The organism is Winogradskya humida (assembly GCF_016862215.1).
Lineage (GTDB): Bacteria > Actinomycetota > Actinomycetes > Mycobacteriales > Micromonosporaceae > Actinoplanes > Actinoplanes humidus.
Genome location: NZ_BOMN01000023.1, coordinates 70,148 through 85,568 on the forward strand (window position 1 = coordinate 70,148; position 15,421 = coordinate 85,568).

Sequence of the window (15,421 nt, forward strand, 5' to 3'; positions counted from 1 at the left end):
CGGGCCGGTTACCGAAACGCCGTGCGGACACGATCGGTGGCGTGACGCTGACCGAGACGCACTGCCCGTACTGCGCGCTGCAGTGCGGCATCCACCTGATCTCGGAGCCGCCGGCCCGGGGCGGGCCCGGGCCGGGACTGCGCCTGGAGCCGGCCGACTTCCCGGTCAACCGGGGTGGGCTCTGCGCCAAGGGATGGACCGCGGCCGAGCTGCTCGACCACCCCGAGCGGCTGCTCACTCCGCTGGTCCGCACGGTTGCGGGTGACCGGTCGAGCCCGTTGCGGGCGGGGAGCTGGGAGGAGGCGCTGGCGCGGATCGTCGCCGGGATCGGGGCGAGTCAGCGCGAGCACGGTGCGGACAGCGTCGGGGCGTTCGGCGGGGGCGGGCTCACCAATGAGAAGGCGTACACGCTGGGGAAGTTCGTCCGGGTCGCGCTGCGGTCCTCGTCGATCGACTACAACGGCCGGTTCTGCATGTCGTCGGCGGCGACGGCGGCCAATCGCTCGCTCGGTGTCGACCGGGGGCTGCCGTTCCCGATCGAGGATGTGGCTCAGGCCCGCACGGTGCTGCTCGTCGGCGCGAACCCGGCCGACGCGATGCCGCCGTCCATGCAGTTCCTGGACGCCGGGCGGGCCGCGGGGGCGAAGCACATCGTCGTGGATCCCCGGCGGACGGCGACCGCGCGGGGTGCGTACCGTCATCTTCAGCCTGTGCCCGGCACGGACCTGGCGCTGGCCAACGGGTTGTTGCACGTCGCCGTCCGGGAGGGCCTGGTCGACGAGGCGTTCGTGAGTGAACGGACAACCGGGTTCGACGCCGTGCGGGCAGCGGTGAACGGGTACTGGCCCGAGCGGGTCGAGCGGATGACCGGGGTGCCCGAGGCCCAGCTGCGCGAAACCGTCCATCTGCTCGCGGATGAGCGGCCGGCGATGATCCTGACCGCGCGCGGCGCCGAACAGCACAGCAACGGTACGGACACCGTGCAGGCGTACCTCAACCTGGCGCTCGCCCTCGGCCTGGTCGGCCGTCCGTTCTCGGGCTACGGGACGATCACCGGGCAGGGCAACGGGCAGGGCGGCCGGGAGCACGGGCAGAAGGCCGATCAGCTGCCCGGATACCGGCGCCTCGACGATCCCGCCGCGCGAGAGCACATCGGCCGGGTGTGGGGGATCGACCCCGACGAGCTTCCGCAGCCGGGGCTGTCCGCCTACGAGATGCTCGACCGGCTCGGCACCCCCGGCGGCGTGCGCGTGCTCCTGGTGCTCGCGAGCAACATCGCGGTGTCCGCTCCGCACAGCAGCAACGTGATCGAGCGGCTGCGCGCCCTCGATCTGCTCGTCGTCTCCGACATCTTCCTCTCCGAGACCGCGGCCCTCGCCGACGTCGTGCTGCCCACCGCGCAGTGGGCGGAGGAGGAGGGCACGATGACCAACCTGGAGGGCCGGGTGATCCGGCGCCGTAAAGCCGCCGAACCACCCGGCGAGGTCCGCACCGACCTGCGCTTCCTCAAGGACCTCGCCGACCGGCTCGGCCGTGGTGCCTTCTTCTCCGACGAGCCGCGCGAGGTCTTCGAGGAGCTGCGCCGGGCCAGCGCGGGTGGGATCGCCGACTACGCCGGCATCACCTACGAGCGGATCGACGACGAGGACGGCGTCTTCTGGCCGTGCCCGGCCGAGGACCATCCCGGGACGCCACGGATGTTCACCGACGGCTTCCCGACCGCGGACGGGCGTGCGCGTTTCGTCCGGGTCGAGCACCGCGACCCGAACGAACTGCCCGACCGGGACTACCCGTACGTGCTCACCACCGGCCGCAACATGCAGCAGTACCAGAGCGGCACCCAGACCCGCCGGGTGCGGTCGCTGACCGTGGCGGCCCCGGAGCCGCGTGCGGAACTGCACCCCGACCTGGCCCGCCGGCACGGCATCACCGACGGCGACCTGGTCGAGCTGCGCACCCGGCGTGGTGCCGCGGTGCTCCGGGCCCGCTGCGACCCCGGCATCCGGCCGGACACGGTCTTCGCGCCGTTCCACTGGCCCGGCATCAACACGCTGACCGACCCGGCGCTGGACCGGCACTCCCGGATGCCCGCGTTCAAAGCGTGCGCGGTGATGATCGCGCCGCTCACCCCGACGAAAGGACCGGCCGAGGTGCACTCCACACCACGTTTCCTGCAGGGCGTCTTCCCCTTCGAGGGCAAGGGGCTCGACGAGCCCGTACCGGTCGACGGCGCGCTGCGCCTGGTCGTCCCCGACGGTGTCGTCGCCCAGGCCGTCTATTTCCGGGGCGGCAACTCCAGCGGCGAGCTCGTCTGCGCTGTTCTGATGCGCGACGGCGTGCCGATGCGCTACTTCCCGATCGGGGCCAGGAGCGACGTGCACGTGTCGCTGCGCGTTGTCGAGGACCTGGACTCCGGCACCACGGTCGAGCTGTGGCTCGCCGCCCCGGCCGGGCTCACCGGGACCGTCGTCGTGGACCTCGGGCTGGTGGAGGTCTGATGGCGCCGCGACTGGTCGTCATCGGCAACGGGATGGCCGGGGTGCGCACGGTCGAGGAGATCCTGGCCCGCGGCGGTGGCTTCGAGATCACGGTGTTCGGCGACGAGCCGTACGGCAACTACAACCGGATCATGCTGTCCAACGTCCTCGCGGGCGTGCAGGACGAGTCCGGCATCTTCCTCAACGACCTCTCCTGGTACGCGGACAACGCCATCACCCTGCACACCGGCACCCGCATCACGCGCATCGACCGCTTCGCCAAGCAGGTCTACGCCGAGGACGGCAGCGCCACCGCCTACGACACGCTGATCATCGCCACCGGGAGCCGGGCGTTCGTGCCGCCGATCCCCGGCATCCACCGCCCCGGCCGCGGCTACCACCAGGGCGTCTTCGCGTTCCGCACGCTCGACGACACCCGGGCGATGATCCGTTACGCCCGCGAGCACGAGCGGGCGGTCGTCATCGGTGGCGGGCTGCTCGGCCTGGAGGCGGCCCGCGGCCTGCAGAACCACCTCGGGCACGTCACGCTCGTGCACGCGGCCGGGCATCTCATGAACTCCCAGCTGGACGCGCAGGGCGGCGCGATCCTGCGGCGCAGCGTCGAACAGCTCGGCATCGACATCGTGACCGGCGCGCACACCACCGAGATCCTCGGCAAGCACGAGGTCACCGGGGTCCGCCTCAAGGACGGCCGGGTGCTCGACTGCGACGTCGTCGTGGTCGCCGCCGGCATCCGGGCGAACGCCACGGTCGCGGAGACGGCCGGGCTCGTGGTGGAGCGCGGGATCGTCGTCGACGACCAGATGCGGGCGCAGGACGAGCCCGACATCTACGCGGTGGGGGAGTGCGCGCAGCACCGCGGCGAGACGTACGGGCTGGTAGCGCCCCTGTGGGAGCAGGCCAAGGTCCTCGCCGACCACCTGACCGGCCGCGACCCGCACGCCGCCTACCACGGCTCCCGGGTGGCGACGAAACTCAAGGTGGCCGGCGTCGACGTGGCCGCGATGGGCGTCAAGGAGGCCGAGCGCGACGACGACGAGACGCTCGTGTTCAGCGAACCGCGGAAGGGCGTCTACAAGAGCGTCGTCATCCGCGACGGCCGGCTCATCGGCGCCACGCTCGTCGGTGACGTCTCCAAGGTCGCGTTCCTGATGCAGGCGTTCGATCGTGGCCTGGCGCTGCCGGAGGACCGCGTCGAGCTGATGTTCGACCTGGGTGGCCCGCCCGCCGAGGTGAGCGCGGCCGAACTCGCCGACGACGCGCAGGTGTGCAACTGCAACGGGGTCAGCAAGGCAGCCATCGTGCAGACCGTGCACGGCGGGTGCCGGACGGTCAGCGGCGTCATGGACAAGACCCGGGCGGGCAAGGGCTGCGGGACGTGCAAGGGCCTGGTCCGGCAGATCGTCGAGTGGGCCGCCGGCGGCGAGGCGGAGGAGGACCCCAAGGCTTCGTGGTACGTGCCCGGCGTACCCATGCCGAAGCCGGAGCTGATGCACGCGATCCGCACCCACGGGCTGCGGTCGGTGTCCTCGGTGTTCGCGACGCTCGTCCCCGGCGGCGAGGAGGACGCGAAGAGCAAGATGGGCCTCGCCTCGCTGCTGAAGATGATGTGGGGCGACGAGTACGTCGACGAGCGCGACGCCCGTTTCATCAACGACCGGGTGCACGCGAACATCCAGCGCGACGGCACGTTCTCCGTCGTGCCGCAGATGAAGGGCGGCGTCACCACCCCCGCACAGCTGCGCCGGATCGCCGAGGTGGCCGAGCGGCACGACGTACCCATGGTCAAGCTCACCGGCGGGCAGCGCATCGACCTGCTCGGCGTGCCGAAGGAGAAGCTGCCGCAGATCTGGGCCGAGCTCGACATGCCGTCCGGGTACGCGTACGGCAAGAGCTTCCGCACCGTGAAGACCTGCGTCGGCTCGGATTTCTGCCGCTTCGGGGTCGGTGACTCGACGGCACTGGGGATCGCGATCGAGGAGCGGTTCCAGGGCATCGAGGGCCCCGGGAAGATGAAGCTCGCCGTGACCGGGTGCCCGCGCAACTGCGCCGAGGCGTACGTCAAGGATCTGGGCGTCGTGGCCGTCGACGGCGGCCGCTGGGAGATCTACGTCGGTGGTGCCGCGGGTGCGCACGTGCGCAAGGGTGATCTGCTCGCGACGGTCGGGTCGGCGGACGAGGTCATCACGCTCACGGGCCGGTTCCTGCAGTACTACCGGGAGAACGCCAACTGGCTCGAGCGGACGTACGCGTTCGTCCCGCGGGTCGGCATCGAGCATCTCCGCGCGATCGTCGTGGACGACGCCGAGGGGCTCGCCGCGGACCTGGACGCCGCGATGGCCACGTCGGTCGCCGCCTACCGGGATCCGTGGAAGGAACGCGCGGAACCGGTCACCCCCGGGCAGTTCCGCACCTCGCTGCCGCTGGTCGTGCTGCCTCAGGTGCCGGTCCGATGAACGGCCTGCGCGGGCACCGGCTCGGGCCGCTCGACGAGATCCCGGTGGGGGAGGGCCGGACCTACACCGTGGACGGCGAGATGGTCGCCGTCTTCCGGCTGCGCGACGGGTCGGTGCGGGCGGTCTCGGCGCTGTGCCCGCACCGGGGCGGCCCGCTCGCCGACGGCCAGATCGACAACACCGTCGTGGTCTGCCCGATGCACCTGTTCGTCTTCGACCTGGCCACCGGCTGCTCGCTGAGCGGCCAGCCGGACCTCACGTCGTTCCCCGTCGGCGTCGACGCGGACCGGACCATCGTCATCTACCCGGAGGTTTCCCCATGAGCACCGCAGCCCTGGACCGCCCGGCTCTCACCGTGCACGGGCACTGGATCGACGACTGGCGGCCGGAGGACCCGGCGTTCTGGGAGCGGACCGGTGCCCGGGTGGCGCGGCGCAACCTCGCGTTCTCCATCTTCTCCGAGCACATCGGCTTCTCGGTGTGGACGCTGTGGTCGGTGCTCGTGCTGTTCCTCGGTCCCGCGTACGGCATCGACCCGGCCGGGAAGTTCCTGCTCACCGCGGTCCCGGCGCTGGTCGGCGCGGTGCTGCGGATCCCGTACACGTTCGCGGTCGCGCGGTTCGGCGGCCGGAACTGGACCATCGTGAGCGCGTCCCTGCTGCTCGTTCCCACCCTGCTCGTGGCGTTCCTGCTCGAGCCCGGGGTGTCCTACTCGACCCTGCTGATCCTGGCCGCGGTCGCGGGCGTCGGCGGTGGCAACTTCGCCTCCTCGATGGCGAACATCAACGCCTACTATCCCGACCGGCTCAAGGGCTGGGCGCTCGGCATCAACGCGGGCGGCGGCAACCTGGGCGTGGCCGCCGTGCAACTGGTCGGCCTGTTCGTGCTCGCGGTGTTCGGCGCGGGCAGCCCGGGGCTCGTGGCGGGCATCTACATCCCGCTCGTCGTGCTCGCCGCCCTCGGCTCCGCACTGTTCATGGACAACCTGTCGCAGGCACGCAACGAGAAGCGCGGCATGCGCGACGCCGTCCGCGAACGGCACACGTGGGTCATGTCGCTGCTCTACATCGGCACGTTCGGCTCGTTCATCGGCTTCGGGTTCGCGTTCGGCCAGGTCCTGCAGGTGCAGTTCGCGGACGTGTTCAGCACGCCGGTGAAGGCCGCCTACCTCACGTTTCTCGGCCCGCTGCTCGGCTCGCTGATCCGCCCGGTCGGGGGCGCCCTCGCCGACCGGCTCGGTGGTGCCCGGGTCACGTTCTGGAACTTCGTCGCGATGGCCGCCGGCGCGGGAACGGTGCTGCTGGCGTCCCAGCTGCGCTCGCTGCCGCTCTACCTCGTGGGCTTCGTCGCGCTGTTCGTCTTCAGCGGGCTGGGCAACGGCTCGACGTACAAGATGATCCCGCGCATCTTCGCCGTGCGGCACCCGGGCGACGAGCACGAGGCCCGCCGCCTCTCCGGCGCGGTGATCGGGATCGCCGGGGCGATCGGGGCGTTCGGCGGCGTACTCGTGAATCTCGCTTTCCGGCAGTCGTTCCTGACCTACCACACCGCGGACGCGGCTTATCTGACCTTCATCGGCTTCTACGCCCTGTGCGTCCTGGTGACGTGGGCGGTCTACCTCCGCCCGTCGCCCCGCCGTCTGGCAGGCGTCTGACTGCGCGGCGCTTTCAGACCACGCGGCGCAGGCGGCGGACCGTCCAGAGGATGAGCAGGGCCGCGAGCAGCACGAAGACGGCGGTCTCGATCGCCTGGAACGTCCAGTAACGGTCCGCCGGCTGGAACGTGTCGAGGTTGTACGCCCCCGCCCGCACCCCGAAGTCGTTGTCCGACTGGCATCCGCCGTCGGCCGGCAGCGGGCATCGCAGCGTCCCGTCCGCGACGAACCTGCCGTCGGCCTGGTGCACGGTCGTGGACATGATCCAGCTACCGGGCCCGGCCTCGCGCCGGCGTCCGGGCCCGCTCGCGACGAGCCATTCGTTCGTCTCGGGCCGCATGAAACGCGGCCGGGCGGCCATCGCGACCGCGACGCGCACCACGATGAATCCCGCCAGCGTCACCCCCATCGCGGGGACGACCTTCGGGATCGCCGTGCCCGCCGCGATCCCGAGTGCCACGGCGAACAGGGTGTAGCCGACCGGTGCGATGCCCTGCAGATCGAAGAACACCGCCCCGAAACGGCTCTGGTCGGAGTCGATGCGCGACATCGGCTCCCACCACCAGGCCGTGCCGAGACCGTAGAGCAGGGCGAACACCGTCACCGCGGCGCCGCGCAGGAACACCTTCGTGAGGATCCAGCGGCGCCGGGTGATGCCCTGCGTCCACACCATCCGATGGGTGCCCTGCTCGACCTCGCGGGCGACCACCGGCGCGCCCCAGAAGATCCCGATCAGCAGGGGCAGGACCAGGAGCAGCACGGCCAGGAAGACGAACGTGCCGTACGCGTTGGTGAAGTCGTCGAACTTCTTGGGACAGCCCGCCGTGGCGGCGGCGCCGAGGCACTGCGCCAGCCCGAGCCGGTCGAACGCGTGGTGCATGGCGATGCCGGTCGGCACCAGCACCGCGGCGAGTGCCAGGAGGCCGGCGACGCTCGCCAGCAACTGCCGCCGGTGCTGCCGCCAGGTCAGCCAGATCATGCCGCCACGCCCCAATCCTCGTACGTCGCCCGCTCGTCGCGCTGAGCGAGATGGTCCAGGATGATGTCCTCGAGCGTCGGCTCCTGCACCGTCCACAACGGATCGCTGATCGCCCCCGATGTCCGCACGAGCAGCGTCGACTGCCGGTCGGTGTGGCGCTCCCGCACGATGGCGGTCACCCCGCCGATCGGCTCGCCGAGATGCCGGGGCCCGATCAGGCGCCGGTGCCCGGCGACGATGTCGTCGATGCTGCCGGTCAGCTGCGCGCGGCCCGCCTGCATGACCACCACGTAGTCGCAGGACCGTTCCAGATCCGCGAGAATGTGGGACGACAGCAGCACGCTGGTGCCGGACTCCGCGACGCTGCCCATCAACGACTGCAGGAATTCCTGCCGGGCCAGCGGGTCGAGGCTCGCCACCGGCTCGTCGAGGATCAGCAACCGCGGTCGTTTCGCCAGCGCGAGGGCGAGCGCGACCTGGGCCCGCTGCCCGCCGGACAGCTTGCCCACCTGTTTGCGTGGCGGGATGCCGAGCTGCGCCAGCCTGGTGCGGGCCAGCGGCGCGTCCCACCGCCGGTTGAGTTTGCCACCCATGACGACCAGCTCGTCGGCCGTGAAGTCGCGGTAGACCGGGGTGTCCTGCGCGACAAAACCCAGATCGGCCAGGACGGTGATGTTCTCGTACGGATCCGCGCCCAGCACCCGCATCCCGCCCGCATCCGGCCGCGACAACCCGACCGCCAGATGCAGGAACGTGCTCATACCGGCACCGTTGGGCCCGACGAGCGCGGTGACGTTCCCCGCCGGGAGCGCCACCGTGCAGTCCTTGAGCGCCCACCGCTTCCCGAACCGTTTACCGACAGCGTCGGCTACCAGGACGTGCTCCATTTCCGTTCCTCTCACAGGACTTCGGACCGCACGGTGTCGTTGCTGTCTTCCGCCCGCAGGGCGTCGTCCTGCCGCAGCGACCTGGTTGTCGTTTCGACGAGCGCAGTTATGTCCTCATCGGACAGACCGGCCACCTGCGCCTTGCGCAGCCAGTGCACCAGCTCACCGCGCAACTCGGCCTGGTGGACGAGAGACTCGCCGGCCAGGGTGTTGCGGATGAAGGTGCCCACGCCCGGCCTGCCCTCGGCGAGATCTTCCAGCACGAGCTCCCGGTACGCCTTCAGCACCGTGTTCGGGTTGATCGCCAGCGACTGCGCGACATCCCGCACCTTGGGCAGCTGGTCCCCGGGCGTCAGCAGCCCCACCCGCAACGCCTGTTTCACCTGCTGCACGAGTTGTGCATAGGTGTTCACCTTCGACCGGCTGTCCAGCACGAACTCGATCATCGTGACGCCTCCATTGTCCTACGACATTAGGACTATAGGACAGTGAGGGTCCCAGGCTCAAGGAGGTGAGGCGGGTGGCGTCAGGCCAGTTTGGTGAGGCGGTCCCGGATGGCCTCGTCGACCTCGATGCGGGCGTAGCCCCGGAGTCGCTGCGTGAACTCGGGGTTCGTCAGCGCTTCCCGCGCGGAATCACGCTGAGCCTCGCTGCCGGAGGCGATGGCCTCGTCGGCGCTTGCGAGCAGGCGGTCGACCTGCCTGATGTCGTAGCCTCGCATCGCGATCAGGAACTTCGTCGGCATGAGGGCACGCACCTTCCGATCGAGGCCTTCGCGTACACACTCTCATGTCCGCGGGCCCCGACCGGCCCTGAAACGACTGCGTCGCTCAGGCGAGGTGCTGGTCCACCGCGGTCGCCAGCATCGGCCAGAGGGGGAGCCGGGGGCCCAGAGTGGTCTGGAAGGCGTGGTAGAGATCGGCTTTGCCCGGCCAGACCGTGTCCGTGGGGACGTTGGCGGCGTCGAGCTGGTGGAACCAGGAGCCGTGCTCGTGGTCGATCAGGAACTCCGCGGCGTAGTCCCACCACTCGCGGTAGTGGTCGGCGTAGACCTGGCGGCCGGTGAGGGCGTGCAGGGCCGCTGCCGCGTTGATGCCTTCCGCGGCGACCCAGTGCATGCGGTCACGGACCACCGGCCGGCCGGACCAGTCGGTGGTGTAGACGAAGCCGGGGTTGCCGTCCACGGCCCAGCCGTCCGTCACCGCGCGGTCGAACAGCTCCGTCGCCGCGGTGGTCAGCCACTCCTCGTTGCCGCCGAGCGGGGACGCCGCCGCGTGCAGGAGCAGGCGGGACCACTCCAGGCCGTGGCCGATCGTGGCGCCGTACGGCTTGAACGGGTGGTCGGGTTTGTCGGCGTTGAACTCCGGGATCGGTGTCCACGCGCTGTCGTAGTGCTCCGGGATGCGCCAGTTGTGCGCGGACGCGGTGGTCACCACGAAACGGCAGATGCGCAGGGCACGCTCGGTCCACGCCTGGTCGCCGGTGACCGAGGCGACGGACAGCATCGCCTCGACGGTGTGCATGTTGGCGTTGATGCCGCGGTATTCGTCCAGCGTGCTGAACGAGCTGTCCCACGTGTCCACGCACATGCCGGCGCGGTCGTCCCAGAAACGCTCCAGGAAGAGCGCGCAGGCGTCGGCGAGCAGCTCCGCCGCCCCGGGCAGGCCCGCCTGGGTCGCCGTCGACGCGGCCAGGATCACGAAAGCATGGTCATAACAGGACTTGCCCGGCTCCGGCGTGCCGTCGTCGGTGACCGAGGAGAACCAGCCGCCGTGCACGGTGTCGCGCAGTCTCCCGGTCAGCCCGGCCATCGACTGGGCGGCGACCGGGCCCGCACCGGGGACGCCGAGCAGCGCGCCGATGCCGTACACGTGGGTCATCCTGGAGCTGATCAGGGCCGAGGCCGGCCGTCCCGGCACCGGCAGGCCGCGGGCGTCGAGCCAGCGCGCACCGCCGCCCGGGTCGGCGGTGCGGCGGCCGAAGGCCAGCAGATCGCGGCTGTGCTGGTCCAGCCAGCGGTGGTGAACTTGACTCGTCGGCCACACGGACATGTAGATCACTTTAGGTCAGACTGTTTCGCCGCCTGGCCTGAGGGAGTGCCAGAACGCTCAAACCCCTCAATTGGCACGCTGCGGTCGCTGTCAGGCCGGCGGCGGGGTGCGGGAGAAGTGCATGTCTCTGCGGAGGTTGGCGTGCGGGGCCGTCACCGCTTCGATCAGGTAGTTCTGCCGGACCGTCCAGGGGGCGCGGTCGCCCTGGGACGGGAAGTTGTTCAGGGCCCGCTGGATGTATCCCGAGGTCAGCTCCATGAGCGGGCGGCGTTCGCCCGCGGGGATGCCGGGTGTCGCCGTCGTGTAACCGTGCTTGGCCATGTGGCCGAGCAAGCGGCAGACGTAGCGGTGGGACAGGTCCGCTCGCAGGGTCCAGGAGGCGTTGGAATAGCCGACGCAGAACGCGAAGTTCGGGATGCCACCGAGCATCATCCCGCGATAGGCGACGGTCTCGCCGAGATTGACCTTCTTGCCGTCGACGGTGAGCTCCGCGCCGCCGATGGCCAGCACGGACAGGCCCGTCGCGCTCACCACGACGTCCGCTTCCAGGACCCGGCCGTCGGTCAGGCGGATGCCGGTGGGAACAAAACGGTCGATGTGGGCCGTGGCCATGGCGGCCCTGCCTGACCTGATCGCGGCGAAGAGGTCACCCTGCGGGACCACGCAGAGACGCTGGTCCCAGGGCTGATAGGACGGGGTGAAGTGCTCGTCGAGGTACGCGGGGTCGTCGAGGTGGTGCAGGGCGAACGTGCGCAGGATCGACTTGACGCGCTCCGGGCGGCGCCGGGCGAGGTGGTAGAAGCCCTGCGTGATGAGGATGTTCTTGGCGCGGATGACACGGTGGGCCAGGGCCGGCGGCAACCGCTTGCGCAGCGTGTCGGCGACGGGATCGTGGTCCGGGCGGGCCGCGATGTACGTGGGGGAGCGCTGGAGCATCGTCACGTGGGCCGCCGTCGCCGCGAGCGCGGGGACCAGGGTCACGGCGGTGGCGCCGCTGCCGATGACGACGACGCGTTTACCGGCATGGTCGAGGTCGGCGGGCCAGAACTGCGGGTGCACGATGCGACCCTGGAAGTCGTCCGCGCCGGGAAACTCCGGCTGGTAGCCCGCCTCGTAGTCGTAGTAGCCCGTGCACGCGTACAGAAAATCGCAGGTCAAAGTCCCGGAGCTGGTGGTGACCGACCAGCGGCCGTCGTGGAAGGCCGCGCTGAGCACCCGGGTGCCGAAGCGGATGTGCGGCAGGATGCCACCGTCGCGGGCCGTGTCGCGGATGTAGTCGAGGATCGCCGGGCCGTCCGCCAGGGAGCGTTCCCCGCGCCACGGCCGGAACGGGTAACTCAGGGTGAACATGTCCGAGTCGGAGCGGACCCCGGGATAGCGGAACAGGTCCCAGGTGCCGCCCAGGTCGGCGCGGGACTCCAGGATCGCGTACGTCGTGCCGGGCCGTTGCTGCTGCAGCCGCCAGGCCGCGCCGATCCCGGAGAGCCCCGCGCCGATGATCAGCACGTCGAAGTGGTCGGCCATACCCACAGTGTTCACCCTCGCCACGGCGGCCGCCCGGAACCGGTGAGACGGACACGGCCCCAGGGGTCGGGCTCGGCGAGCTTCGCGGGCGCTCCGTGCGTACCTATCTGGATGGTGACGTCCCGGTCGCCGGAGCGGAGGCGGGCGCTCAAGGTCTCGTCCGGCGCGGCCCGTCCGGCCCAGCGGTAGCGGCCCTCGAGGGGCTCGAACCGTGCCGAGAGCCGGACCTCGACCGTCACTTCGGCGTCCCCGGCGTGGACGGTGGCAGGGCCCCGGTACTCCTCGGGCGGGCCGGTCATGGCCGCACGGCCTCGGGGGACAGGCCGAAGGGCAGGTCGGCGGCGGTCCGGATGCCGGCGATCCCGCTCCAGAGAAAGGCCGTCAGGTACTCCACGAGGGCCTCCCGGCCGATCGGTTGCCGATGTCGCAGCCACCAGTCACCCACGGTCTGGACATAACCCACGATTCCGTACGCCCACGGCAGTGCGGCTCCCGAGTCCAGCCCGAGCGTCCGCAGCCGATCGCCGAGGATGCGCGCCAGACCGCTGGCCACGGTGTCGACCGCGTCGGCGACGACGTCGCGCTCCCGGGCGAGACCGCGGTGGTGGACGACGAAGCGGTAGAGGTGCGGGTCGCCCTCGATGAAGCTGAGGTACGCGTCCACGGCGGCCGTCACGACCGCGCGCTCCTCGCGTACCCGGGCAACCGCGGGCGCGACCACCGCGATCAGGTCCTGCGCCGCACGCAGGCCGACCGCCTCCCACAGCGCGCCCTTGTCCTCGAAGTAGCGGTAGAGCACAGGCTTGCTGACCCCGGCGTGAGCCGCGATCGCGTCGATGCCGGGCTCGGGGCCGAGCTCGCGGATGGCGGTGATGACGGCCTCGACGAGCTCGCCGCGGCGACGCTCCCGATGATCGGCCCACCGGCGGCTCCGCCCGTCCCCGCCCTTGACCTGTTCCCTGCCCGCGTCCATGCTCATAGAAGTATCTGTTACCTGTCGTAACGTCAACCCTGGCGGTGCTGAATGGACCGATCGCAGACAGCTGCCCGTCTCCTGCAGTCCTCGGCGGCGCACTCCTACGACCCCGACGTGGAGATCGACTGGGACGCGCCGCTGGTGCCCGGCCGATGGTTCGTGCCGCAGCACCGTTCGTCGCTCCACGGCACGCCGTTGTGGGACGGGCTCTCCCCCGAGCAGCGGCTGACCCTGACGAAACACGAGGTCGCGAGCATCGCCGGCCTCGGCGTCTGGTTCGAGACGATCCTCATGCAGCTGCTGATCCGCGAGTACTACAAACAGGACCCGACCACCGCCCACGCCCAGTACGCGCTCACCGAGGTCGCCGACGAGTGCCGGCACTCGGTGATGTTCGGCCGCATGATCGCGAAGCTGGACTGCCCCGTCTACCGGGTCGGGCCGTTCGACCAGCGGCTCGGCACGTTCATCGCGGCGACCGCCACCGGCCCCCGCATGTACGCGGCCATCCTCATCGCGGAGGAGATCCTCGACGCCCTGCAGCGCGAGGCCGCCGCCGACGAGTCCGTGCAGCCCCTGGTCCGGATGGTCTCCCGGATCCACGTGATCGAGGAGGCCCGGCACGTCCGGTACGCCCGCGAGGAACTCGCCCGCCAGGTCCGCGCGGCCGGGCGCCGCCGGCTCGGCTACGACCGCCTGATCATCGCGCGCGCCGCCTACCTGACCGGCCGCCGCCTGATCGCGCCCGGCGTGTACGCGTCGGTCGGCATCGACCCGCAGACCGGTGCGCGGGCCGCCCGGTCGAACCCCGGTCACCGGGAGACGCTGCGGTGGGCGGGTGCGAAAGTGGTCGCGTACCTGCGGGAGCTGGATCTGATCGGCGGCCCCGGTCTCGTGCTGTGGCGACGGTCCGGCCTGCTCGGCGACCAGTAATGTCTTGGCCGTGACCGCGACAGAATCCCGCAGCCGGAACCCCCGTGGGGAAGGCTCGCGGTTGCGGGCCGACATCGTGGCCGCCGCGGCGTCGATCCTCGACGAGACCGGCGACGAGCAGGCGGTGACGCTGCGTGCCGTGGCCCGCCAGATCGGCATCGCCGCGCCCTCGATCTACCGGCACTTCGCCGACCGGCAGGCGATCCTGGTCGCCCTGGTGGGGGAGGCCTTCGCCGAGTTTGAGCAGCGCCTGCGCGACGCCGCCGTGGCTGAGGACCCGGTGGTGCGGCTGCGTGCTGTCTGTGATGCCTATCTTGAGTACGCCCGGAGCCGCCCCCAGCGTTACCGGGTCATGTTCGGCGGCCTGTGGAGCGCCCCCGACGCCGTGGCAGCGGAGGCGATGACGCCGGACGCCGCCGCCGAGCTGGGACAGGGCGCGCTGCGGGTGATCGCCGGAACCCTGCAGGACTGCGTAACGGCCGGCCGCTCCACCAGCGACGACCCGCTCGCCGACGCGGTCGCGCTGTGGCTGGGGTTGCACGGCCTTGCCCACCAGCGTGCGGTGAGCCACGCCTTCCCCTGGCCGCCCGCGATCGTCGACCGCCTCGTCATACCCCTGGCCCACCTCACGCCTTAGCCTGCGTCCCCGGGTGCCCGGTCCGCGCACCGCTTCCAGTCCGGCCAGCGTCTATGGTCAAGGCCTTAGGGTCGGCGAGGATCCAGGGAGGGAGTGGTAGTGCGTAAGCCGGGGGGCGTGTTCTGCGTGGAGGGACAATGGGAGGACGACCTTACCGAGCGCGGTTCCGTCCTGCCCACCCTTGAGCTGCTGGAACGGCTCGGCAGCATCAGGTTCATCCACCGCGACACGGCCACGATCGAGGAGCTGCACTACTACCTCGACACGTGGCTGTCCCAGAAGTACAAGGACTACAAGGTCGGCTTCTTCGCCCTGCACGGCCAGCCGTCCCAGCTCTGCCTCACCGCCAAGACCACCGTCGAACTCGACGAGATCGGCGCCTGGATGTCCGGCCGCTGCGCCGGGCGCACACTCTACTTCGGCAGCTGCTCGGTGCTGCGAGCCTCCGACCGGGTCCTGCAGGAATTCCTCCACGAAACGAAGGCCGCGATGCTCTGCGGCTTCACCAAGGCAATCGACTGGGTCGAATCCGCCGCCTTCGAAACCGTCGTCCTCAACGCCCTGGTCAACGGCGGTCGCATCGACAGCGTCGAACGCCTCGTCCGCTCCACCCGCTGGGCCGCCCTCGCCGAACACCTCGGCTTCCGCTGTGTCTACGCCAACGGCCGCACCGGCTGAAAGCTCCGCCGACCCGCGTCACCCCAGCCCGGACCGACCAGGCCGGGTTCCCTCGGCCCGGCCCCGATCGGCAACGATCACGCCGCAATGTCAACCAAGAGTAAGCACAGTCGGGCATAGGGTGACGCTGCCGAAATGGCGTCACTGG

Annotated in this window: 14 protein-coding genes and 1 pseudogene; 7 read left to right on the forward strand and 8 right to left on the reverse strand. The window is 70.7% G+C overall.

Going from position 1 to position 15,421, the window contains the following annotated elements; all coding sequences use genetic code 11:
• Positions 1-32: 32 nt before the first annotated feature.
• From Ahu01nite_RS09495 to Ahu01nite_RS09515, 4 genes are read left to right on the forward strand one after another with little or no spacing between them, the layout of a single operon-like run.
• Positions 33-2,498, forward strand: a complete 2,466-nt coding sequence (locus tag Ahu01nite_RS09495; protein ID WP_498370793.1) for a molybdopterin oxidoreductase family protein — start codon at positions 33-35, stop codon at positions 2,496-2,498.
• Positions 2,498-4,954: a nitrite reductase large subunit NirB gene (gene nirB / locus Ahu01nite_RS09505; RefSeq protein WP_203836080.1), complete on the forward strand. Its 2,457-nt coding sequence runs from the start codon at positions 2,498-2,500 to the stop codon at positions 4,952-4,954. Before Ahu01nite_RS09495 ends, nirB begins: the two co-directional genes overlap by 1 nt.
• Positions 4,951-5,277: a Rieske (2Fe-2S) protein gene (locus Ahu01nite_RS09510; protein WP_203836081.1), complete on the forward strand. Its 327-nt coding sequence runs from the start codon at positions 4,951-4,953 to the stop codon at positions 5,275-5,277. Before nirB ends, Ahu01nite_RS09510 begins: the two co-directional genes overlap by 4 nt.
• Complete coding sequence (locus tag Ahu01nite_RS09515) at positions 5,274-6,608, forward strand: nitrate/nitrite transporter (RefSeq protein ID WP_203836082.1); 1,335 nt, start codon at positions 5,274-5,276, stop codon at positions 6,606-6,608. The genes Ahu01nite_RS09510 and Ahu01nite_RS09515 overlap by 4 nt, the downstream gene beginning before the upstream one ends.
• 13 nt (positions 6,609-6,621) lie before the next feature.
• Here Ahu01nite_RS09515 and Ahu01nite_RS09520 read toward each other — a convergent pair whose 3' ends face one another.
• The 8 genes from Ahu01nite_RS09520 to Ahu01nite_RS09555 form a co-directional block, all read right to left on the reverse strand.
• A complete protein-coding gene (locus Ahu01nite_RS09520) occupies positions 6,622-7,587 on the reverse strand; it encodes an ABC-2 membrane transporter-related protein (protein WP_203836083.1) in 966 nt (321 codons plus the stop codon).
• On the reverse strand, positions 7,584-8,474 hold the full coding sequence (locus tag Ahu01nite_RS09525) for an ABC transporter ATP-binding protein (RefSeq protein WP_203836084.1): 891 nt from the start codon (positions 8,472-8,474) through the stop codon (positions 7,584-7,586). The genes Ahu01nite_RS09520 and Ahu01nite_RS09525 overlap by 4 nt, the downstream gene beginning before the upstream one ends.
• A gap of 11 nt (positions 8,475-8,485) precedes the next feature.
• Positions 8,486-8,920 (reverse strand): GntR family transcriptional regulator, encoded by a 435-nt coding sequence (locus Ahu01nite_RS09530; protein WP_203836085.1) that lies wholly within the window; start codon positions 8,918-8,920, stop codon positions 8,486-8,488.
• A gap of 80 nt (positions 8,921-9,000) precedes the next feature.
• A complete protein-coding gene (locus tag Ahu01nite_RS09535) occupies positions 9,001-9,219 on the reverse strand; it encodes a hypothetical protein (protein WP_203836086.1) in 219 nt (72 codons plus the stop codon).
• Positions 9,220-9,304: 85 nt separating this feature from the next.
• Entirely contained in the window at positions 9,305-10,525 is a 1,221-nt protein-coding gene (locus tag Ahu01nite_RS09540; protein WP_239158737.1) for an AGE family epimerase/isomerase, read from the reverse strand.
• A gap of 90 nt (positions 10,526-10,615) precedes the next feature.
• Positions 10,616-12,055: a flavin-containing monooxygenase gene (locus Ahu01nite_RS09545; RefSeq protein WP_438874763.1), complete on the reverse strand. Its 1,440-nt coding sequence runs from the start codon at positions 12,053-12,055 to the stop codon at positions 10,616-10,618.
• A gap of 5 nt (positions 12,056-12,060) precedes the next feature.
• Entirely contained in the window at positions 12,061-12,348 is a 288-nt protein-coding gene (locus Ahu01nite_RS09550) for a DUF4873 domain-containing protein (protein ID WP_203836089.1), read from the reverse strand.
• Positions 12,345-13,028, reverse strand: coding sequence for a TetR family transcriptional regulator (locus Ahu01nite_RS09555; RefSeq protein WP_203836090.1), 684 nt, complete (start codon positions 13,026-13,028; stop codon positions 12,345-12,347). The genes Ahu01nite_RS09550 and Ahu01nite_RS09555 overlap by 4 nt, the downstream gene beginning before the upstream one ends.
• 45 nt (positions 13,029-13,073) lie before the next feature.
• On the opposite strand from Ahu01nite_RS09555, the gene Ahu01nite_RS09560 reads away from it, so the two are divergent.
• The 3 genes and pseudogenes from Ahu01nite_RS09560 to Ahu01nite_RS09570 all read left to right on the forward strand — a co-directional run.
• On the forward strand, positions 13,074-13,958 hold the full coding sequence (locus tag Ahu01nite_RS09560) for an AurF N-oxygenase family protein (protein WP_203836091.1): 885 nt from the start codon (positions 13,074-13,076) through the stop codon (positions 13,956-13,958).
• A gap of 10 nt (positions 13,959-13,968) precedes the next feature.
• Complete coding sequence (locus Ahu01nite_RS09565) at positions 13,969-14,595, forward strand: TetR/AcrR family transcriptional regulator (RefSeq protein ID WP_203836092.1); 627 nt, start codon at positions 13,969-13,971, stop codon at positions 14,593-14,595.
• Between the two features lie 93 nt (positions 14,596-14,688).
• Positions 14,689-15,337 (forward strand): annotated as a pseudogene (locus tag Ahu01nite_RS09570) (DUF6642 family protein); the annotation flags it as partial.
• Positions 15,338-15,421: the final 84 nt, after the last annotated feature.

Coding starts and splice junctions, on each gene's coding strand:
- Ahu01nite_RS09535 (WP_203836086.1), bottom strand. CDS start 9,219: ATGCCGACGAAGTTCCTGATCGCGATGCGAGGCTACGACATCAGGCAG.
- Ahu01nite_RS09560 (WP_203836091.1), top strand. CDS start 13,074: ATGGACCGATCGCAGACAGCTGCCCGTCTCCTGCAGTCCTCGGCGGCG.
- nirB (WP_203836080.1), top strand. CDS start 2,498: ATGGCGCCGCGACTGGTCGTCATCGGCAACGGGATGGCCGGGGTGCGC.
- Ahu01nite_RS09525 (WP_203836084.1), bottom strand. CDS start 8,474: ATGGAGCACGTCCTGGTAGCCGACGCTGTCGGTAAACGGTTCGGGAAG.
- Ahu01nite_RS09540 (WP_239158737.1), bottom strand. CDS start 10,525: ATGTCCGTGTGGCCGACGAGTCAAGTTCACCACCGCTGGCTGGACCAG.
- Ahu01nite_RS09520 (WP_203836083.1), bottom strand. CDS start 7,587: ATGATCTGGCTGACCTGGCGGCAGCACCGGCGGCAGTTGCTGGCGAGC.
- Ahu01nite_RS09510 (WP_203836081.1), top strand. CDS start 4,951: ATGAACGGCCTGCGCGGGCACCGGCTCGGGCCGCTCGACGAGATCCCG.
- Ahu01nite_RS09550 (WP_203836089.1), bottom strand. CDS start 12,348: ATGACCGGCCCGCCCGAGGAGTACCGGGGCCCTGCCACCGTCCACGCC.
- Ahu01nite_RS09555 (WP_203836090.1), bottom strand. CDS start 13,028: ATGAGCATGGACGCGGGCAGGGAACAGGTCAAGGGCGGGGACGGGCGG.
- Ahu01nite_RS09515 (WP_203836082.1), top strand. CDS start 5,274: ATGAGCACCGCAGCCCTGGACCGCCCGGCTCTCACCGTGCACGGGCAC.
- Ahu01nite_RS09530 (WP_203836085.1), bottom strand. CDS start 8,920: ATGATCGAGTTCGTGCTGGACAGCCGGTCGAAGGTGAACACCTATGCA.